Below are 19,016 nucleotides of genomic sequence, written 5' to 3' on the forward strand. Positions count from 1 at the left end.
AGTCGAAGGCTGAGAAGGCAATCGATCAGCTGACTTTCGAGGTGTGAGATGACGGAGCGACGGGCGCGCGGTACCAGTCCTGCGGGACGAAGTGACCGGCGCCCGTCGCGCTCCACCCGGTCCAAGACCGCCTCGGGCGGGAAGCGGACCGAAACCGCCACCGCGGCGTCCAAGTCGGGCGCGGTCCCCAAGACCGCGAGCAAGACCCGGACGGCGGCGGTGAAGGCCACGGCCAAGCGCCGCACCGCGCCCGCCGCGAATTCCGAACGGCACGAACGCAAGATCCTGGGCCTGTCCACGGGTCGCGCGGTCCTGCTGGCCGCGGTGCTGGCGGGCCTGGCGCTCACCCTGGCGGTCCCGCTGCGCACCTACTTCACCCAGCGCACCGATGCCGCCGAACTGGCCACCCAGCACCGTCAGCTGGAAGAGGACGTCTCGGTCCTGCGTGATCGCCGTGCGCAGCAACAGGATCCGAACTACATCAAGGCCGAGGCCCGGGACCGCCTGCGCCTGGTGATGCCGGGGGACACCCCCTACATCGTGCAGATCCCCGAGATCGAGCAGCCGGCCATCCCGACCCAGCCCGCCAAACCGCGGGAGCCCGACCCCTGGTACACGCAGGTGTGGCACAGCATCTCGTCGCCGCAACCGGTCGCCGCCCCCGCACCCACCACCACTCCGGCGCCGCCCCCGCCGCCCGTACCCTCCGAGGAAGGACAACCCAGGTGACCGCAGCCGAGAACGAACCCAGCGAGCGCGATCTCGCGATCGTCGCCGAGCAACTGGGCCGGGCTCCGCGCGGCGTGCTCGCCATCGCGTACCACACCCCGGACGGCCTGCCCGCGGTCGTGAAGACCGCGCCCAAATTGCCCGACGGCACGCCCTTCCCGACCCTGTACTACCTGACCGACCCGCGGCTGACCGCGGAAGCGAGCCGGCTCGAGACCACGGGCTTGATGCGCGACATGTCCGAACGCCTCACCCGCGATCCGGAGCTGGCCGCCGCCTATCGCGCCGCGTACGACAGCTACCTGGCCGAACGCAATGCCATCGAGGACCTGGGCACCGACTTCGCCGGGGGTGGCATGCCCGACCGGGTGAAGTGCCTGCATGTCCTGATCGCGCATTCCTTGGCCAAGGGACCGGGGCTCAATACGCTCGGTGACGAGGCCGTCGCCCTGGCGGCCGACCACGGCCTGCGCGGCACCGCCATCCCCGCCGACTGGCCGAAATACGACCAGTACCGCACCGATTCGGCCACCGGCGACGCCTGACCCGGCGCGTCCGCCGGAGTCGTTCGGCACCACTCGAATTCAGAGGTCACTGATGAGCAATGCGGAATTCGCCCAGAGCTCGGCGGCTGCCGGCGACACGGCGGCCGAAGGACACGAGCGGATCGCGGCGATCGACTGCGGCACCAATTCGATTCGTCTGCTGATCGCCGACGCCACCCGGGACGAGGCGGGCGCGCCGCACCTCACCGACGTGCACCGCGAGATGCGGATCGTGCGCTTGGGGCAGGGCGTCGACGCGACCGGCGCGCTGAATCCCGAAGCGATCGAACGGACCCGGGCCGCGCTGCGCGACTACGTGGACCTGATGCTGAAGCACGGGGTGACCCGGGTGCGGATGGTCGCCACCTCCGCCACCCGCGACGCCTCCAATCGCGATGACTTCTTCGGTATGACCGGCGAGGAGCTGGGCCGGGTGGTGACCGGGGCGCAGGCCGAGGTCATCACCGGTGACGAGGAGGCGCGGCTGTCGTTCGCGGGCGCGGTCGGGGAACTGTCCAGCGCCGCCGGTCCTTTCGTGGTGGTCGACCTCGGCGGCGGGTCCACCGAGGTGGTGCTCGGCGACGCCGCCGGTGTGCAGTCGGCGTATTCGGCCGATATCGGTTGCGTGCGGATCACCGAGCGGTGCCTGCACGGCAATCCGCCCACCCGCGAGGAGGTCGCGTCCGCACGGTTCTTCGCCTCCGAGCGGCTGGCGCAGGCCTTCGGCGTGGTGCCGGTGGAACGCGCGCGCACCTGGGTGGGCGTGGCCGGGACCATGACCACGATCGCGGCGGTCGCGCTGGATCTGCCCGAATACGATTCGGAGCGAGTGCATCTCACCCGGATGCCGCTGTCGGAGCTGCGCCAGGTGTGCGATCGGCTGATCGGCATGAACCACGACGAGCGGGCCGCGCTCGGGCCCATGCACCCGGGCCGGGTGGATGTGATCGGCGGTGGCGCGGTGGTTGCTGAGGTGCTGGCCGATGAGCTGGCGCGGCGGGCCGGGATCTCCGAACTGATTGTCAGCGAGCACGATATCCTGGACGGCATCGCGCTTTCGATTGCCTGATAAGGCCATTCTTCAAGCGAATTCGAGGGCATTTATCCGATGCTGAGGTCGGGCCGACCTTCCCCTGGGAAAATGTGACGTAAGTAAACCCGCGAGGTTGCTGTCAGATTGCCCCATATGGGAGGGTCTCGGTATGTCAGGAGTAGCACACGACGCGAAACCGGCCACTGAACGGACCCTGTTCGGCCATCCCATCGGTATCGCGAATTTGTTCGGCGTCGAGTTGTGGGAACGGTTCTCGTTCTACGGGATGCTCACCATTCTCGGCTACTACCTGTACTACTCGACCACCGACGGCGGCCTGGGCATGGCCGAGTCGACCGGGCTCGGCATCGTCGGCGCGTACGGCGGTCTGGTCTACCTGTCGACGGTGCTCGGCGCGTGGGTGGCCGACCGGCTGCTCGGTTCCGAGCGGACCGTCTTCTACGGCGGCGTGGTCGTCATGGCCGGTCACATCGCACTGGCGATCCTGCCCGGACTGGCCGGCGTCGGCGTCGGTCTGGTGCTGGTCGCGCTGGGTTCGGGTGGTCTGAAGGCCAACGCGTCCTCGTTGCTGGGCACCCTCTACGACAAGGACGACCCGCGCGCGGACGGCGGCTTCACCCTCTTCTATCTGGGCATCAACCTGGGCGCCTTCGCGGGCCCGCTGATCACCGGCCTGCTGCAGGACCACATCGGCTTCCACTACGGCTTCGGTGCGGCGGCGATCGGTATGGCGATCGGCCTCACCCAGTACGTCGTCTTCCGCAAGAACCTCGGCGAGCACGGCCGCGACGTCCCGAACCCGTTGCCGCGCACCGAGATCCCCAAGGTGATCGCCGTCCTGGCCGCCTTCGCCGTGATTGTCGCGATCGCCGCGGCCACCGGGCTGGTGACCCTGTCCAACCTGCCCAATGTCACCACCGGCGTCATCACCGCCGCCTCGATCGTCTACTTCGGCATCATGCTGACCAGTGCCAAGGTCACCCCCGTGGAGCGCACCCGAGTCCGCGCCTACATGCCTCTCTTCATCGCCAACGCCGTCTTCTGGTCGCTGTTCCAGCAGATCTTCACGGTCCTGTCGGCCTACTCCGACAAGCGCATGACCTGGTCCATCCTCGGCTGGACCGCCCCCTCCAACTGGATCGGCTCCATGGAACCGGTCTGGATCATCGCCCTGTCGCCGCTGTTCGCCATCATGTGGACCCGCCTCGGCACCCGCGCCCCCAGTACCCCGCGCAAGTTCTCCCTCGGCGTCATCGGCATGGGCGCGGCCTTCCTCCTCTTCACCCTCTTCTCCGGCACCGAGGGCAAATCGGTGTCCTTCGTCATCGTCTTCTTCATCCTCGGTGCCTTCGCCGTCTCCGAGCTCATGCTCTCCCCGATCGGCCTCTCGGTCACAACGAAGCTGGCCCCCAACGCCTTCCGAGCCCAGATGATGGCCCTCTACTTCTTCTCGGTCGGCATCGGCACCTCCATGTCCGGCGTCCTCGCCAAGTACTACGACCCCTCCCACGAACTCGCCTACTTCGGCATCACCGGCCTGGTGGCCATCGCCGTCGGCATCGTCGTCTGGAGCCTGTCCCCGTGGATCAGCCGTCACATGGAAGGCGTGCACTGATCGGTCACATGCCGGGCATCGCCAGGAACTCGTAAACCTCGATGGTGCCGCCGGATTCGGTGTGCGGATGGTCCTTCAAGACGGCCTGGACGGATTCGCCGGACTCCGCCTGGAGGATCGAGAAGCCGCCGATGCCGCCGTCGGCGTTCACCGAACCGGGTCCCAGCGGGGAACCGAGGTCGACGAGCGCGTCCCCGGCTCGGGCGGCCCAGTCCATCCAGGCCTGCATTCCGGCCGCCATGTCCTCGGGGGAGCTCTGTGCCATCTGCTCCCGGGCGGACTGGTCCGATTTGTAGAGCACGAGGAATTTGGTCATCGGTGGCTCCTGAGTGTCGCCCGGCCGACTCCGGTTGACCGGGTCAATTCCCGATTGTTTGCTCATCGTATGCCGACCGTCCGATGGGTGGGCGGGAACGCGACAGCGCCCGCGGCGGTCGGCCGCGGGCGCTGTCGGTGTGCCGGGAAGGTCAGTCCTTGACCAGCTGCGGGGCGTCGTCGAGCTCGTCCAGGGTGTCCGGGATCTGCTCGCCGTGCGCCGGGGCGTCGGAGCGGTTGGGGAGCAGGACCGCCATCACGATGACGATCAGAGCCAGGCCCGCCGAGACCAGGAAGGCCAGGCGCATGCCGTCGAGGTGGGCGTTGAGCGGGTTCTCGCCGCCGTCGACCAGGTGGGTGGCCCGGGAGGTCATGACCGTGATGACCAGGGCGGTGCCGAAGGCGGCGGCCACCTGCTGGAGGGTGCCGAGCATCGAGCTGCCGTGGGAGTACAGGTGCATGGGGAGCGCGCCCAGGCCCAGGGTGAAGACCGGGGTGAAGGCGGCGGCCAGGGACACCATCAGCAGGATGTGCAGGGCGACCAGGGCGGCGTAGGGGGTGGTGAGCGAGATCTGGGTGAAGCCGACCAGGGCGGCGGTGATGCCGATCGAGCCGGGGATCACCAGGACCCGTCCGCCGAAGCGGTCGAAGATCTTGCCCACGGTGGGACCGAGCAGACCCATGGCCAGGCCGCCGGGCATGACCAGCAGACCGGTCTGCAGCGGGGTGAGTTCCCGCAGGGTCTGCAGGTACAGCGGCAGCAGGATCATCGAGCCCATCATGGCCAGGAAGGCCACGGCCATCAGGACCAGCGCCTTGGCGTAGGTGCCCGACAGCAGGACACGCAGGTCCAGCAGCGGGGTGCCGTTGCGCTGCAGCGAGATCTGACGGACCACGAAGATGGCGACCAGGGCCAGACCGCCGGCCACGAACAGGGCCGGGGTGGCGACGCTGCCGGAACCGAACTTGCTCAGGCCGTACACCAGACCGCCGAAACCGAAGCCCGCGAACACCACACTGAACCAGTCGATCGAACCGGCCTGCGGCTCACCGACATTCTCCAGGTTGCGCAGACCGAACACGGTCACCGCACCGGCGATCGGCAGGACCAGCACGAACAGCCAGCGCCAGGAACCGTAATTGAGCACCGCGCCGGAGATGACCGGTCCCATGGCCGGGGCCACCGAGATGGCGAGGGTGACATTGCCCATCACGCGGCCGCGGTCCTGCTCGGGAACCACGGTCATCAGCGTGGTCATGAGCAGCGGCATCATGACGGCGGTGCCGCCGGCCTGGATGACGCGCGCGATCAGCAGCACGGCGAACGACGGCGCGACCGCGGCGAGCGCGGTGCCGACCAGGAAGACGCCCATGGCGATGGCGTACGCGCGGCGGGTGGAGACCCGCTGCAGGAACCAGCCGGTCACCGGAATGACCGCGGCCATGGTGAGCATGAAGACGGTGGACACCCACTGCGCGGACCGCTCGGTCACGTGGAGATCGGTCATGAGCCGCGGAATCGCGTTGATCATGATGGTCTCGTTGAGGATCACCGTGAAGGTCGCGAGCACCAGCAACCGGATGACCGTTGGTGTCCGCTGCTTGGTCGAGCTCGCGGATAGGTCGGCGGGCATCGGTAAACCTCCGGGGTGATTCGTGTACGAGGGGTGGGGTGGTCCGCGGAATCGGTGATCGCCGTCCGGGTGCCACATCGATGCAGACGGGTACTGATCGCTCAACTCATCGGTCGGCGACAAGTATTCCGGCGGGGTCCGACAGAATTCATCCGATTATCGGGTGTCTCACCGCTGAGCGGGATGCTGAATATGTGCTCTCACCAGTGCTTATGACTGCCGGAAAGATCGAAAGGTGAGGCAGGTCACGATTTTCCGCAGCCGCCGGGCCGGCGGCCCCCGTTCTGGGACCGGCCATGATGGACGGTGTGAGAACGACCGTGGCCGAACAACTTCCGCCGCTGCGTGGACGTGAGCGGGAGCAACAGGCGCTCGGCGCGCTGATCGACGGCGCGCGCGAGGGCCGCAGCGGGGTCCTGGTGTTGCGCGGCGAGGCCGGGATCGGCAAGACCGCGCTGCTGGAGGATGCCGCCGCGGGTGCGGAGGGATTGCGGGTGCTGCGCGGCACTGGTCTCGAGGCCGAGGCGGAATTGCCGTTCGCCGGTCTGCAATTACTCCTCACCCCCGCGCTGGACCGGCTACCCGCCCTCCCCGAACCCCAGCGCGACGCACTGTCCGCAGCCCTCGGACTCGGTCCCGGCGGCCGTGAGCCCATGCTCACCGGCCTGGCCGTGCTGTCCCTGCTCGCCGAGTACGCGGACGGCGCCGCGGTGCTGGTCGTCGTCGACGACGCTCAATGGCTCGACCGCGCCTCGCGGGACGCGCTGTTGTTCGCGGCGCGGCGGCTCCGAGCCGAGGGCGTGGTCCTGCTGTTCGGCGTCCGTGACGGCGAGGGTTCCTTCGAGGCGGCCGGCCTGCCCGAGCTGCGACTGACCGGTCTGTCACCCGAGGCCGCGGCCACCCTCCTCGACGAGCGCGCGTTCCGCGCCGCCGAGAATTCCTCCGGTGCCGACGGGCGTTCGTCCGGCGTGGACGGGCGTTCCTCGGGCGTGGATGGGCTGCGGCTCAGTCCGGCGGTGCGGTACCGGCTGCTCGCGGAAGCGCGCGGCAATCCGCTGGCCCTGCGCGAACTGCCGTTGGCCATGACCACCGAAGCCGCCTCCGATCTCGCCGCGGGCGCGCTGCCGCTGACCGATCGCCTGCGCGTGGCTTTCCACGGCCGGATCAGCCGGCTGCCGGAAGCCACCCGGACGCTGCTCACGGTGCTCGCCACCGACGAATCCGGGGAACCTGGGATCGTCCTGCGCGCGGCGGCGAGTCTGGGCGCGGGTGTCGACGATCTCGCGCCCGCCGAGGCCGCGGATCTGCTGCGGCGCGACACCGGCGTCTCGATCACGTTCCGTCATCCCTTGATCCGCGCGGCCGTCTACCAACGTGCGCCGCTGGGACAGCGTTTGGCCGCGCACCGGGCCCTCGCCGAGGCCCTGGACGCGCCCGAGCAGTCGGATCGGCGCGCCTGGCATCTGGCGGCAGCCGCCCTCGGCCCCGATGCCGAGGTGGCGGATGCTCTGGAGCGCACCGCCATTCGAGCCCGTGAGCGCGGCGGTCATACGGCCGCGGCCGCCGCCTACGATCGGGCGGCCCGGCTCAGCGACCGGCCGGAGGATCGCACGCGCCGGCAGACGCTGGCCGCGCAGGCGGCGCTGGAATCCGGCGATCTGGAGCGGGCCGGAGACCTGGCCCGGCGGACGGCCCGCGAGGTGACTTCGGAGTCGTTGCGCGCCGGCCTCTCCCAGGTGCAGGCGCTGGCCAAGTTCTGGCAGGGCGAGTTCCCCGGCGCGCATCGGCTGTTGATCGACGCGGCCGCGAGCATCGCCGCCGACGATCCGGAGCAGGCCGCGGGAATACTGGTGCAGGCCATCCACACCGGCTGGTACCTGGGCGAGCCGGAACTGGCCGACGTGCTGAAGCGCCTGGGCGACCTGCGCCTGACGGACGAGCCGGCCGTGACACCGGTCGTGCGGTTCCTCGGCAGACTGTTCGACACCGGCCCCGGCTCGCCACTGTCCCTCACCGAAACTCTCGCCGAGATCCGTTCCCGTGGTGAGGTTTCCGACCAGGTGCTGCTGATCCTGTGTGGCGTGGCGTTGGCTCGTGGCCAGGACGGTCCCGCCTTCGACCTGGCGGTATCCCTGGCCGTCCGCCATCGCACGGCGGGTGCGGCGGGCCGCTTGCCGACCGTGCTGTTCTTCGCCGCCGAGGCCGACATCTTCACCGGCCGCCTGACCGACGCACGCACCGCCACCGTCGAAGCCCGCGATCTCGCGCGCGATACCGGCCAACAGCAGTGGGTGCGCCAACTCAGCAGTGTGCTGGCGCATCTCGACGCCTTGCGCGGTGATGAAGCCGAGTGCCGTGCGCACGCCGAACTGGGCCTGAAAGGGGACACCCCCGGATCGATCGCCCCCGGCGCGCCCTGGGCGCACTGGTCGCTGGGTCTGCTCGACCTCGGCGCCGGTCGTGCCGAGTCCGCGCTCTCCCGCTTCGAGCGTTTGACGAAAGTCCCCTTCAGCCACCACATCTGCGCCACCCGCTCGATTCCCGACCTGGTCGAGGCCGCCGTCCGGCTCGGAGCCCCGGATCGCGCCGCCGCACCCGTCGCGAAGCTGGCGGGCTGGGCGGAATCGGTGGGCCAACCCTGGGCCGAGGCCCTGGTGCTGCGCTGCCGCGCCCTGCTCGACGACGACCACGCCGAGGACCTCTACACCCGGGCCCTGGCGATCCACGATCGCGAGGCCCGTCCCATCGAATTCGCCCGCACCGCACTGCTGTACGGCGAATGGCTGCGCCGAGCCCGCCGCAAGTCCGAGGCGCGCACCCACCTGACCGAGGCCCTCGAGGTCTTCGACCGCCTGGACCTGCGCCCGTGGGCCGGGCGAGCCCGCCACGAGCTGTCGGCGGCGGGAGCCCCCGCCGCCGATGCGGCCGGGGCGGGGCCGACCGCCACCGGCCTGACCCCGCAGGAGTTGCAGATCGTCCGCCTGGCCGCCGAGGGCCTGTCCAATCGCGATATCGCCGCCCAGCTGTTCTTGAGCCACCGCACCGTCGGCTACCACCTGTACAAGGCGTACCCGAAGCTCGGGGTGACCTCCCGCGGCGAATTGAAAGGTATTGCCGCGCGGCTGCGTTGATCGCGGTGCCGTCACGCCTTGACGAATTCGAGCAGGTCGGCGTTCACCTGGTCGGCGTGGCTGCGGTACAGCCCGTGCCCGGCGGTCGGGTACTCCTTCAGCACCGCCTCGGGGTAGAGCCGCACGGCCTGGTGGCTGCTGACCTCGATCGGAATGGACTGGTCGTGCAGGCCGTGCAGCAGCAGGGTGGGCACCGCCAGCGCGGCGACATCGGCGCGGTGGTCGGTGCGGGCCACCGCCTTCTGCACCTCGAGCGCCGCGATGGGGGAGCAGCTCATGCTGCGCTGCACCTCGGCCTCGATCGCCGCCGCGGACACCCGAGTGCCCAGGTGGGTGGCGAAGTAGCCCTGCGCCCGGTCGGCCAGCCATTGGGCGCGGTCCGCGCGCAGGTCGGCCGTGGAGGCGTCGATCATCGCGGCGGGGACGCCGACCGGGTTGTCCTCGGTCTGGAGCAGGTACGGAATCGCGGGTCCCAGCAAGGCGATTCGCGCTACCCGGTCCGCGCCGTGGCGGGCGAGGTAGCGGACGGCTTCCGCGGCGCCGGTGGAGTGCGCGATCAGGATCGCGTCCCGCAGGTCCAGATGCTCGAGCAGCGCGGCGAGATCGTCGGCGCGGGTGTCGGTGTCGTAGCCGGACGACGGGCGGTCGGAACGCCCGTGGCCGCGGCGGTCGAGCAGGACACAGCGGTAGCCCTGCTCGAGGAAGAACGGCACCTGGCACTCCCACATGTCGGTGGGCAGGGCCCAGCCGGAGATGAACACCAGCGGCGTGCCGGTGCCGTAGTCCTCGTAGGCGAGCGTGGTGCCGTCGGTGGGAGTGGTGAAGAACATGGGAATCCCCTTGTCGTACCGAAGTTTCGGTGGAGGGCCGGGCGGGATCGCGCGCCGCCCGGCCGGTCGTGGGTCAGAGTCCGGCCGGGACCTGGTCGAGGAAGCCGTAGACGCGCTCGATGCGCCCGTCGGCGGCGAGAGCGGCCACGTCGAAGCCGATCACCAGCGGTTCCGCGCCGGGAGCGCCCAGGTGCCAGGTGAATCGGGCGATGTGGTGGTTGGCGTCCACGGCCCCGCCGAGGGTGAACTCGAGCCCGGCGAACTGCGCCTGCACGGCGGCGATGGTGGCGTCGAGTCCGGCGTGCCCGCGCACCGACACCAGCGGGTCGGTGTATTCGGCGTCCTCGGTGAAGAGTTCGGCGACCTGCGCCGCCCGCCGGGCGGCGTCGGTGGTGTTCCAGGCGGCCAGGTAGCGCTGCACGAGTTCGGTGATGTCACTCATTGTCGTTCTCCTCGGTTCGTGTGAACTTGATGAGGACAACGTTATGAAGATCGCGGCGACCGGGAATCTGTCGTCATTAGGTACTGACGACCGGTCTCGCTCAGCCGAGGTGTTCGATCCGCTTCTTGGTGGTGTTGACCGGCGAATTCAGCGTCAGGTCCAGCACGGTGACCGTCACGTCGGTGAGCGCCCCCGACTGGAACTTGGCCGATTCCCCGAACAGCTGGACCGGATTGACCGTGACGGTGGCCTGCTGCGGCTGCCCGGCGCACACGACCGGCGCGAGCGTGCTGCCATTGACCCCGGACCCCTGATAGGGCGTCGCCCGCACGGTCACCGACAGCGCGGCGGCCGGTCCGGTACACAAATACGAAATCGTGATCACGGCATTGCCATTGGTCTCTCGCGCGCTGTCGACGGCCAGCGCGGGAATGGCCTGCGCGTTACCGGCGGCCAGGGTGACGGCGGCGGCGAATGCGCCGAGGGCGGTGACGAGGCTGCGTGCGTGCACGGTTGTTTCCTTGCTGTTCCGGAACCGATTCACTGTTTCCTGCACCAGATTTCAGGAAGTCAGCGGCGCATCGCGGGTCAGGGTAGTGCATAACAAACCAACCATGCTGGACAATTGACAAGTTCGTGACCGTAATTCGTTCGCCCGCAGCCGGACACGAATCGGCCGCCCGCACTCCGGGTGCGGGCAGCCGAATTCGGGTGAATCAGTAGGTGTAGAAACCGCGGCCGGTCTTGCGGCCCAGGTAGCCCGCGTCGACCATGCGGCGCAGCAGCACCGGCGGCGCGTACTGCGGCTCACCGAACTCGGCGAACAGCGACTCGGCGACCGCGAGGGTGACGTCCAAGCCGACGGTGTCGCACAGGCGCAGCGGGCCCATCGGGTGGGCGCAGCCGCTGACCATGCCCTCGTCGATGTCCTCGGCGCTGGCGAAGCCGGTCTCGAACATGCGGATCGCGCTGCACAGGTACGGGATCAGCAGGGCGTTGACGATGAAGCCCGCCTGGTCCTTGGACTCGATGGTGCGCTTGCCCAGCACGTCGCGGGCGTAGCCGGTGACCTTGTCGACCACCGCGCGGTCGGTCTTGAGGGTGTCCACGATCTCGACCAGCGGCAGCACCGGCACCGGGTTGAAGAAGTGGACGCCGACCACGCGCTCCGGGTGGGCGGTGGCGTTGGCCAGCCGGATCACCGGGATGGAGGAGGTGTTGGTGGCCAGGATGGTCTCGGGGGAGACGATGCCGTCGAGCTTGGTGAAGAAGTCGGCCTTGAGCGACTCGATCTCCGGCGCGGCCTCGATCACCAGCTCCCGATCGGCGAAGTCGTCGATCGAGGTGGTCAGGGCGATGCGGGCGCGGGCCTCGTCGGAGGCGGCCTGCTCGAGCCGCCCGGACTTCACCGCGCGTGCCAGCGACTTCTCGATCCGCTCCACCGCGGCGTCCGCCGCCTGGGTGTCGCGCTCCAGGATCAGGACCGACCCGCCCGCGCGGGCCGCCACCTCGGCGATACCGGCACCCATGGTGCCGCCACCGATCACGCCAATGCGTTCCACGAAATCTCCTTGTACTCGAGTTACTCGGGCACCATCTTCCTGGACCGCCCGCACCCACTCTCAGCTGGGCGGACATTGTGAGGTACACCGCACACCCGGCGCCGGTCGTCAGAGCGGAGCGGTGATGGTGGTGAAGTACTGGACCGCCGCCAGGACCGCCACGGGCGCGGTCACCAGCACTTGGCCGGCGATGGTGCCCAGCGTCCCGATCGCGACCACACCGCCCAGGCATCCGACCACCGCGCCGGGCAGGAACGGGCCGAAGAGTCCGACAATGGTGGCCGCGGCGACCGTGGCCCCGACCGCCGCGCCCAGCACGCAACCGACCGCCGCCCCGCCGACACCGCCGACCAGGGTGCCCAGGACCGCGCCCATGCCGATGGTGCTGTTCATGCGATTCCAGGCGGCCTGCTCGCGTTGATAGGGCGTCTGGAATCCGGCGGAGTCCTCGAACGGCAGCGCGACCGGAGCGTAGACGGCGTGGGTGGGATCGAGGTCGGGGACCAGCGTCGCGGTCCGGTCGGTGATGGAGGCCGCGATCGGGAAGACGAAATCGTCCACCCGGAAGGACATTTCGGCTCCGGCGAGCACGGTGCCGCCGGGCGCGGCGATGGTGAGCACCCCGTCCTGCAGGGCGAGGACGCCGTCCTCCACGGTGATGACCGCGGCATCGCCGACCTGGGCGGCGGTGACCGCCACCGCGTCATCGGATGCGGCGGAAGCGGTCGGCTGGGTCGCGCACACGCCCGCGGCCAGCAGGGGAGCGAGGGCGATCATGGTCATTCGCATGGGATGCCCTCACGCCATCGCCGCGAGCGCCGACACCACGGCCCGGGCGACGGCGACCTGACCCACGGGGGTGAGGTGCACGCCGTCCGGCTCGTAGAGCCGATGACCCGAGTCGGGGCGGGTGACGGTGAGCGTGTCGATCACCGGTTCCGGCCGCTCGCGCAGCGACCGCGCGGTGTCCTCGTGATCGGCCGCGCGCCAGCTGATTCCGGCCTGCCGGAACGGCGGGAAGGACGCGATCAGCGACTCGTCGGCATCGGTCGGGGTGAGCCAGACCCAGCGTGCGCCGCTGAGCCGTACCCCTTCGTCGTGCAGGACGCCCATATTGCGCGCCGTCTCCTCGGCGCTGACCACGCGCGGCCCGTCGGGGCCGAGGCGCTGCGCGTCGTTCGCGCCGAGCTGGCACAGGACCCAGTCGGGGCGTTGGAACCCCAGCACCGCAATGCTTTTCAGGGTGTTCGTGGTGGTGGCGCCGGTGACCGCCAGATTGAGCAGGGTGATCGTGTCTCCCGGCCGTCGTAGTTCGAGCAGGTGGCGCAGGATCTCGAACCAGGACAGTCGATCCGCGGTGCTGCTCTCACCGAGCGCGACCACACGGGCGCCGGGTGCGAACGGGAGCCGGTCGACCTGCTCGGCGACCGCGTCCTCGGTCAGCAGATCCGCCGCCGCGGCTCGCGCCCGCGTCGTGAATTCCTCGCGCAGCGACCGATATCCGTCGGATTCGAGGCCGAACAGCGCGGCCACGTGGGCGTCGTCGATGCCGTTCAGATAGGGGAGCGACAGCTCGGGCCGCTGGAACCGCACCAGTTTGGTGATCATCGGGGTGGTCATCCGGGTTTCTCCTGGAAGTGTGAATTACGAACGGGGAAGTAGGAATCCGGCCGCGATCAGCCAGGCCATGCCGGTGAAGCGCGCGATCGGCAGCAGGAAGGCCGCTGCGGTGAGGGCCAGCGCCGCGGTGGTGCACAGGGCGATGACGGCGATCACCAGGCCGGCGCTGATCAGCCAGGGGGCGAGCAGCCGTCGCGGCATGGCGCTCATTGCGATTCCCGCGACGAGCAGGCCGGTGGCCATCACGTTGGCCGGGCCGCCGCACAGGAACGCGAGCGTGTGCAACCCGCGGACCAGAGCCGGATCGCTCACCACCTCGGGCACGGTGAGCGCCCAGCTGACGAGTCCGGAGCAGATCAGGAACACGACAGCGAGCGCGCCGCCGATCGCGGCGAGCGCGGGCCCGAAGCCGTCGGCGACCCGCCGCAGTCGGGCCGCGGCCGCCGCCGTGTAGAGGGTCAGCGGGATGGCGCTCGCGTACTGCAATACCGCGCCGGTGCGCACGGCCGAGGGGTGGTCGCGGAAGTAGGCGAGCGCGTCCCCGGCCTCCCCGAAGGGTGATGGGAATGGGCTGCCACCTGCGCGGATGGTGCTGATGGCGAGTCCGGCCACGAACAGTCCGGCGACGGCGACGCCGAGACTGCCCAGGGGTGGCTCGAGTGCCGCGGGCTTGGGGATGGCGGGGGATTCGGCAGACATGACGGAGGGTTCCGTTCTCTTACATGAATCGTTCTCTGCTGTGAACGATTGCCTGCCGTGTACGATAACGCCGTGGCCGAGGCGAAGCAAGAGGAATCCGGGCGAGCACAGCCGACCCGCCCGATGCGCGCGGTCGCCTTCCAACTCGCTCAGCTGGGCGCGCAGGCCACGCAACGGTTCTCGGAGCGAATCGCCGAAATCGGGCTCACCCCACCGGAAGTCGGCATCCTGCGGATGATCGGCGCGGAGCCGGGCCGCAGTCAGCGTTCACTCGCCGCCGAACTCGGTGTCGTCCCCAGCCGGGTGGTCGCCCTCATCGACCCCCTCGACACCAAGGGCCTCATCGAACGCCGCCGCAGCCCCGCCGACCGCCGCAACCACGAACTGCATCTCACGCCGGCGGCGGGAGAACTCCTCGCCCAGCTCGGCGCGATCGCCTTCGCGCACGAACGCGAACAGACCGCGGCACTGTCGGACGACGAATATCGGCAGCTCGCCGATCTCTTGGATCGTCTGGTCGCGGCTCGCGACCTGACCCCGGGCGTGCACCCTGGATACGCGTCCCCGACCCCGGAACCGGCGCCCGGGAACTGATCCGGCGCCGAACCGGACAACCTATCCCACCCGCGGTGCCCGGGGACACCGGCAAGTTTCTGCCAGCTCCGTGCCGGTGAAATCAGGGGCACTGTCGAGGCGCGGACCTCGGGAACCGGTCCTAGACTGCGGCTTTGGGGGACGACTGCCGGATTTCGATCGGATGGGATGCCTTCGCGATGCCTGACAGCTACAGAATTCCCGCGCTACTCGAGCGGAAAGGCCAGGTCGACGAGGTTCGGCGGCTCATCGCGGACCCTCGGGTCCGGGTACTGACGGTGACCGGGATCGCGGGGGTGGGTAAGAGCCGACTGGCCGCCGAAGCCGTTCAGGACGGAACGTCGCGGGTGGTCACGGTGGATCTGGCCGAGCCCGCGGATACGCGCGGGGTGTGGTCCGCGATCGAGGCCGAATCCGGAGCCGCGCCCTCGATTCTGTTCCTGGACAATTGTGATCGCCACGTTCGCGCGCTCGCGGACGAGCTTCCGGCTCTGTTGAACCGCTGTCCCGGCCTGACCGTCGTCACCACCAGCCGCCGGGCCTTCGGGCTCTACCAGGAATGCCTGTTCCAGGTGCATCCGCTGCCCACGGCGAGCACCCCGGACATCGAAACGCCGAGCCCGGCCGCGCGATTGCTGCTCGACAGCGTCGAAACCCGTTTCCGGGGAGCGACATCCGTGGACCTCGCGATCGTGGAGGAGATCGCGGCGGCGCTCGGCGGCGTGCCGCTCGCCCTGGAACTGGCCGCGGCCGCCATCGCCCGGTTCGGGGCCGAGCGGACGCTGCGGCGCATCGAATCCGGCCAGCCGCTGCCGCCGTCGCCGTTCGTCGACACGCCTGCCCGGCATCGCACCATCCGCGATTGCCTGGATTGGGGGACAAGCGATCTGGACCCGCTGTCCACCGACCTGCTGCTGCAGATCGCCACCTCCGACGTGCTCACCGATCTGGAGGAAGTGCTGTTGCTGCTGTGCGGTCAGCAGCGCGACGCCATCGTGGATCGGCTCGCGGACCTGGTCAACCGCAGCCTGCTCGACCACGCGGTCGCCGACAACGGGCACTACACCTACGTCATGTCCGGGTTCACGCGCACCTGTCTGCGGCAGCTGCTCTTCGCGGACCCCGAAAGCGCACTGCGGATTCGAGCCATGCGCGCGGCGGGGATGAGTCAGCTCGCCGCCCGTATCGCGCGCATGCTCGACGACCCGGCCCGTCGCCCCGCCGCGGTCCAGCTCGCCGAACGCTGGCACGGCGATCTGGTCGCGACCATCGACTACTTCACGATCCAGGGCGAGGCAGCCCGCGCGGTGCGCATGCTGCGCGAACTCGAGGACGTCTGGATCGAACGGCGCGCGTTCACCTGGGCGGAGGCGACGCTCATCCGGCTGTCGAAGACCGCGGATCCGACGGCGGCCGCGCTGGGCCGGGAACTACTGGGCCACTGGGCCTTACGCTCCGGCCGCTTCGCGGACGCGGTCGGCCTGCTGACCTCGGCCGTGGAGCCGACCGGTTCGGCAGTCTGGCGACTAGCCGTGGCCTGCTACGAAATGGGGGATACGCAGCGGGCCCGAACCTTGATCGACAGCGCCCCACCCGCCACCGCCCGTACACCCCGCGAACGCGAGGTCGGCGCACTGGTCGAAGCGCTGGTCCATGTCGACCGTCCCCACGATGGCGAAGGCGACTGGCAGGCCCTGCGCGACCGCATCGCCGCCCTGCCGCATCGCCGCGACCGCCTCGGCCTCCTCGCCGTCCTCGGCCGCACCCTCCTGCGCGCCGGCGCCCCCCAACACGCTCACGAGGTCTTCCGCCTCGCCCTGCGCACCCCCGACCCGGCCCGCAATCCCGTCGAGATGGTCGTCGCCCTCGAGGGCTGTGCTCGCGCCTATCACGCAGCGGGCGAACACTATTCCGACCACGTACCCCGGCTGTCCGCCGCGGCCCGCTGGATCCGCGACGCCTACGCCCTACCGCAACTCACCGACCACGTGGACATCCCCGATTCCACCCTCGACAGTCATGACCCCGCCATCTCCACCGTCGGCTCCGTCCTCGACATCGACGAGGCCGTCGCCTACGCCCTCTCCACCCCGCCACTCCCCACCGAACTCCCCGATTCCCCCGTCTCCCGCCTGACGAAACGCCAACTGGAAATCGCCCGCCTCGTCACCGAGGGCATGACCAACCGCATGATCGCCAGCCGCCTCGGCATCGCCGAATGGACCGTCGTCAACCACCTTCGCCAGGTCATGACCAAACTCGACTGCCCGTCCCGCCTCCACGTCGCCCTCGTGATCAAACAGCAAGCCCAGCAAACCGCCTGACCCCCGACCCCGCCCGATCAGCTGGGATGCGGCGCACCCCCGAAGTCGAACGCGATGAACAGCAGGGCCAGCGGAAGGGTGACGATCGCGAACGCCATGGTCGCGGGCACGGCGGCAGCCCGTGTGTGCCGATACCGCGACCCCATCACCCCGATGGCGATGATCGCGGCGAACGTCGCGATCCAACTGGCCCAATAGCCGACCGAGCCCACGCCGTACTCGACAGGCCCGTCCTGCGTGACGGTGGCGGGCCGGTGCGGGTCGGTGATCCCCACACTGCGCTGAAGCACGATGATCGCGCACGGGTAGAGGAAACCCATTACCGCCCCGGCAATTCCACCCGCAACGCCCCCGGCCGCTTCCAGCACGGCCCCACGCTTCCCATTCATGCGAGGAACTCTCGCCGCCCCGGCTTACCGAATCCTTAACACCCACAAGGGTTCTACGGACGGCTCACATACATCAGTACGTGTTGCTCCAGAGTGCGAACGGCCGCGGGTCGTCCGGATCGGTCCGCGTCACTCGCGGAATTCGAGGATCGGGCCGAATCCGGCTAGCTGGAACACGATGTCGACGAACAAGTCGGGAGGATGGCTCGCGGCGATCGCGGTGCACCAGGTGTCGGATGCCGGGGTGGGGGTCTGGCCCATCGTGGACCAGCCGGTGAAAGGGGTTCCGGTGTAACGGAAAGTCGCTCCTGTCTCGTGCAATTGGTACAGCTCGCCGCCGGTGGCGGCGATGGCGACCGTGGCGGGGTTGCGGTCGAGTTGTTCCCAGCCGGTGAGCGGGGTTCCGGTGTAGCGGAAGATCGCACCCGTTTCGTGTAGTTGGAAGAGCTTGTTGGCGCCGGCGGCGATGGCGACGGTCGCGGGGTTTCGGTCGAGTTGTTCCCAGCCGGTGAGCGGGGTTCCGGTGTAGCGGAAGATCGCACCCGTTTCGTGCAGTTGGTAGAGGTCGTGGCCACCAGCCGCGATGGCGACGGTGGCGGGGTTGCGGTCGAGTAATTCCCAGCCGCTGAGCGGCGTTCCCGTGTAGCGGAAGATCGCGCCGGTCTGATGTCGCTGATACAGCCGGTCGGCGGAGGCGGCGATCCCGGCCGTCATCGGGTTGGCATCGATCGCCTGCCAACCCGTGAAAGGCGCGGCATCGGGCCCGAGCACGAAAAGCGCACCCGTCTCGTGCATTTGGTACAGGTCGGTGTCATTCGCGGCGATGGCCGCGGTGAGGGGATTCCTGTCCAGCTGCTCCCAACCGGTCATCGCGGGACCGGTGAAGCGGAAGACCGCTCCGGTGTCATGCAATTGGTACAGCCTGCTCCCGACGGCGATCGCGCGGGTCGCCGGATTCTTGTCGATCGCGTTCCACTCGGACATGGTCGGTACCTGCCTGCCGGTGTGGTGGTCAATGGGAGGGCAATGCGAACCAGTCACTGCTCCAGCCGGTTTCGCCCGCACCGCTGAAGGCTATGGAGATCGGCTTGTCATCGTCGCCGACGGCGAAGAAGTCGAGGAGGAACGGCTTGCGGCTGACCGCGGCGAGCTGTTGCGTTCGGTGATCGAGCCGCACGGTCCCGGGCACCGCGCCCCAGCATGGGCCCCAGCCACCGCGGGGACTCCAGCCGTTGCCGAGTTGCCGCCCGTCGGGTGCGACAGCCGTGATGAACATGATCCCGGAAGGCTTGGACACGAGCACCGTCAGCTGCTGGACGGTGTGGTCGAGGACCAGCGTCGTATCACCGCCGAGGGTGCTGGGTAACGTCACCCAGTCCGCCCGCCAGCCGTCGGTGGCGTTCCAGAACGTGCTGATGACCCTGTCGTTGTTGTTGATGACGAACAGGTCCAGGTTTCCGGGCTTGCGGGCCACCGCGCTGATCCGCTGTGTCCGGCGGTCGATGAAGGGGCTCCCGGGCAGGGTCATCCAGT

General features: G+C 69.3%; 19 protein-coding genes. 7 read left to right on the forward strand and 12 right to left on the reverse strand.

The window, feature by feature from the left end:
- Window positions 1–48 precede the first annotated feature (48 nt).
- The 4 genes from ACFRAQ_RS02575 to ACFRAQ_RS02590 all read left to right on the forward strand — a co-directional run bounded on the left by ACFRAQ_RS02575 (window position 49) and on the right by ACFRAQ_RS02590 (window position 3,943).
- A complete protein-coding gene (locus tag ACFRAQ_RS02575; RefSeq protein ID WP_379093110.1) occupies window positions 49–729 on the forward strand; it encodes a septum formation initiator family protein in 681 nt (226 codons plus the stop codon).
- Window positions 726–1,274: a DUF501 domain-containing protein gene (locus ACFRAQ_RS02580; protein WP_357091942.1), complete on the forward strand. Its 549-nt coding sequence runs from the start codon at window positions 726–728 to the stop codon at window positions 1,272–1,274. Before ACFRAQ_RS02575 ends, ACFRAQ_RS02580 begins: the two co-directional genes overlap by 4 nt.
- Before the next feature lie 52 nt (window positions 1,275–1,326).
- Window positions 1,327–2,343 (forward strand): exopolyphosphatase, encoded by a 1,017-nt coding sequence (locus ACFRAQ_RS02585; protein WP_379093113.1) that lies wholly within the window; start codon window positions 1,327–1,329, stop codon window positions 2,341–2,343.
- A gap of 133 nt (window positions 2,344–2,476) precedes the next feature.
- Window positions 2,477–3,943 (forward strand): peptide MFS transporter, encoded by a 1,467-nt coding sequence (locus ACFRAQ_RS02590; protein ID WP_379093116.1) that lies wholly within the window; start codon window positions 2,477–2,479, stop codon window positions 3,941–3,943.
- 4 nt (window positions 3,944–3,947) lie between these two features.
- Here the strand turns inward: ACFRAQ_RS02590 and ACFRAQ_RS02595 are convergent, their stop codons facing one another.
- Window positions 3,948–4,259: a YciI family protein gene (locus ACFRAQ_RS02595; RefSeq protein WP_379093119.1), complete on the reverse strand. Its 312-nt coding sequence runs from the start codon at window positions 4,257–4,259 to the stop codon at window positions 3,948–3,950.
- Window positions 4,260–4,410: 151 nt separating this feature from the next.
- Window positions 4,411–5,892, reverse strand: a complete 1,482-nt coding sequence (locus tag ACFRAQ_RS02600; protein WP_379093122.1) for an MDR family MFS transporter — start codon at window positions 5,890–5,892, stop codon at window positions 4,411–4,413.
- Window positions 5,893–6,200: 308 nt separating this feature from the next.
- Here ACFRAQ_RS02600 and ACFRAQ_RS02605 point away from each other — a divergent pair, with 308 nt between their 5' ends.
- On the forward strand, window positions 6,201–9,023 hold the full coding sequence (locus ACFRAQ_RS02605) for an ATP-binding protein (protein ID WP_379093125.1): 2,823 nt from the start codon (window positions 6,201–6,203) through the stop codon (window positions 9,021–9,023).
- Between the two features lie 11 nt (window positions 9,024–9,034).
- On the opposite strand, the gene ACFRAQ_RS02610 is transcribed toward ACFRAQ_RS02605, so the two are convergent.
- The 7 genes from ACFRAQ_RS02610 to ACFRAQ_RS02640 form a co-directional block, all read right to left on the reverse strand.
- Complete coding sequence (locus ACFRAQ_RS02610) at window positions 9,035–9,853, reverse strand: alpha/beta fold hydrolase (RefSeq protein WP_379093128.1); 819 nt, start codon at window positions 9,851–9,853, stop codon at window positions 9,035–9,037.
- Window positions 9,854–9,926: 73 nt separating this feature from the next.
- A complete protein-coding gene (locus ACFRAQ_RS02615) occupies window positions 9,927–10,295 on the reverse strand; it encodes a nuclear transport factor 2 family protein (RefSeq protein WP_379093131.1) in 369 nt (122 codons plus the stop codon).
- 100 nt (window positions 10,296–10,395) lie between these two features.
- On the reverse strand, window positions 10,396–10,806 hold the full coding sequence (locus ACFRAQ_RS02620; RefSeq protein WP_379093134.1) for a hypothetical protein: 411 nt from the start codon (window positions 10,804–10,806) through the stop codon (window positions 10,396–10,398).
- 205 nt (window positions 10,807–11,011) lie between these two features.
- Window positions 11,012–11,857 carry a 3-hydroxybutyryl-CoA dehydrogenase gene (locus ACFRAQ_RS02625; protein WP_379093137.1) on the reverse strand — a complete coding sequence of 282 codons (846 nt, stop codon included), beginning with the start codon at window positions 11,855–11,857 and terminating at the stop codon, window positions 11,012–11,014.
- A 108-nt stretch (window positions 11,858–11,965) separates the two neighbouring features.
- Window positions 11,966–12,646, reverse strand: a complete 681-nt coding sequence (locus ACFRAQ_RS02630) for a hypothetical protein (protein WP_379093140.1) — start codon at window positions 12,644–12,646, stop codon at window positions 11,966–11,968.
- A 9-nt stretch (window positions 12,647–12,655) separates the two neighbouring features.
- Window positions 12,656–13,477, reverse strand: a complete 822-nt coding sequence (locus ACFRAQ_RS02635) for an SGNH/GDSL hydrolase family protein (protein WP_379093143.1) — start codon at window positions 13,475–13,477, stop codon at window positions 12,656–12,658.
- A gap of 24 nt (window positions 13,478–13,501) precedes the next feature.
- Window positions 13,502–14,176, reverse strand: coding sequence for a hypothetical protein (locus ACFRAQ_RS02640; RefSeq protein WP_379093146.1), 675 nt, complete (start codon window positions 14,174–14,176; stop codon window positions 13,502–13,504).
- Window positions 14,177–14,248: 72 nt separating this feature from the next.
- On the opposite strand from ACFRAQ_RS02640, the gene ACFRAQ_RS02645 reads away from it, so the two are divergent.
- Together ACFRAQ_RS02645 and ACFRAQ_RS02650 are read left to right on the forward strand one after the other, a co-directional pair.
- Window positions 14,249–14,770: a MarR family winged helix-turn-helix transcriptional regulator gene (locus ACFRAQ_RS02645; protein ID WP_379093149.1), complete on the forward strand. Its 522-nt coding sequence runs from the start codon at window positions 14,249–14,251 to the stop codon at window positions 14,768–14,770.
- A 179-nt stretch (window positions 14,771–14,949) separates the two neighbouring features.
- Window positions 14,950–17,094: a LuxR C-terminal-related transcriptional regulator gene (locus ACFRAQ_RS02650; RefSeq protein ID WP_379093152.1), complete on the forward strand. Its 2,145-nt coding sequence runs from the start codon at window positions 14,950–14,952 to the stop codon at window positions 17,092–17,094.
- Between the two features lie 17 nt (window positions 17,095–17,111).
- Here ACFRAQ_RS02650 and ACFRAQ_RS02655 read toward each other — a convergent pair whose 3' ends face one another.
- The 3 genes from ACFRAQ_RS02655 to ACFRAQ_RS02665 all read right to left on the reverse strand — a co-directional run.
- Window positions 17,112–17,483, reverse strand: coding sequence for a hypothetical protein (locus ACFRAQ_RS02655; RefSeq protein WP_379093155.1), 372 nt, complete (start codon window positions 17,481–17,483; stop codon window positions 17,112–17,114).
- Between the two features lie 129 nt (window positions 17,484–17,612).
- Window positions 17,613–18,467, reverse strand: a complete 855-nt coding sequence (locus tag ACFRAQ_RS02660; RefSeq protein WP_379093158.1) for a hypothetical protein — start codon at window positions 18,465–18,467, stop codon at window positions 17,613–17,615.
- 28 nt (window positions 18,468–18,495) lie between these two features.
- A partial coding sequence (locus tag ACFRAQ_RS02665; RefSeq protein ID WP_379093161.1) for a hypothetical protein occupies window positions 18,496–19,016 on the reverse strand: 521 nt, incomplete at its 5' end.

The sequence above is a fragment of the Nocardia sp. NPDC056611 genome, from assembly GCF_042792755.1.
In the GTDB taxonomy this organism is placed as follows: Bacteria; Actinomycetota; Actinomycetes; order Mycobacteriales; family Mycobacteriaceae; genus Nocardia.

What these genes read in the sequence shown, in the direction of transcription:
- ACFRAQ_RS02590 (WP_379093116.1), top strand. Translation starts at nt 2,477, where the DNA reads ATGTCAGGAGTAGCACACGACGCGAAACCGGCCACTGAACGGACCCTG.
- ACFRAQ_RS02655 (WP_379093155.1), bottom strand. Translation starts at nt 17,483, where the DNA reads ATGAATGGGAAGCGTGGGGCCGTGCTGGAAGCGGCCGGGGGCGTTGCG.
- ACFRAQ_RS02615 (WP_379093131.1), bottom strand. Translation starts at nt 10,295, where the DNA reads ATGAGTGACATCACCGAACTCGTGCAGCGCTACCTGGCCGCCTGGAAC.
- ACFRAQ_RS02630 (WP_379093140.1), bottom strand. Translation starts at nt 12,646, where the DNA reads ATGCGAATGACCATGATCGCCCTCGCTCCCCTGCTGGCCGCGGGCGTG.
- ACFRAQ_RS02585 (WP_379093113.1), top strand. Translation starts at nt 1,327, where the DNA reads ATGAGCAATGCGGAATTCGCCCAGAGCTCGGCGGCTGCCGGCGACACG.
- ACFRAQ_RS02600 (WP_379093122.1), bottom strand. Translation starts at nt 5,892, where the DNA reads ATGCCCGCCGACCTATCCGCGAGCTCGACCAAGCAGCGGACACCAACG.
- ACFRAQ_RS02660 (WP_379093158.1), bottom strand. Translation starts at nt 18,467, where the DNA reads ATGTCCGAGTGGAACGCGATCGACAAGAATCCGGCGACCCGCGCGATC.
- ACFRAQ_RS02640 (WP_379093146.1), bottom strand. Translation starts at nt 14,176, where the DNA reads ATGTCTGCCGAATCCCCCGCCATCCCCAAGCCCGCGGCACTCGAGCCA.
- ACFRAQ_RS02575 (WP_379093110.1), top strand. Translation starts at nt 49, where the DNA reads ATGACGGAGCGACGGGCGCGCGGTACCAGTCCTGCGGGACGAAGTGAC.
- ACFRAQ_RS02635 (WP_379093143.1), bottom strand. Translation starts at nt 13,477, where the DNA reads ATGACCACCCCGATGATCACCAAACTGGTGCGGTTCCAGCGGCCCGAG.
- ACFRAQ_RS02650 (WP_379093152.1), top strand. Translation starts at nt 14,950, where the DNA reads ATGCCTGACAGCTACAGAATTCCCGCGCTACTCGAGCGGAAAGGCCAG.
- ACFRAQ_RS02595 (WP_379093119.1), bottom strand. Translation starts at nt 4,259, where the DNA reads ATGACCAAATTCCTCGTGCTCTACAAATCGGACCAGTCCGCCCGGGAG.
- ACFRAQ_RS02610 (WP_379093128.1), bottom strand. Translation starts at nt 9,853, where the DNA reads ATGTTCTTCACCACTCCCACCGACGGCACCACGCTCGCCTACGAGGAC.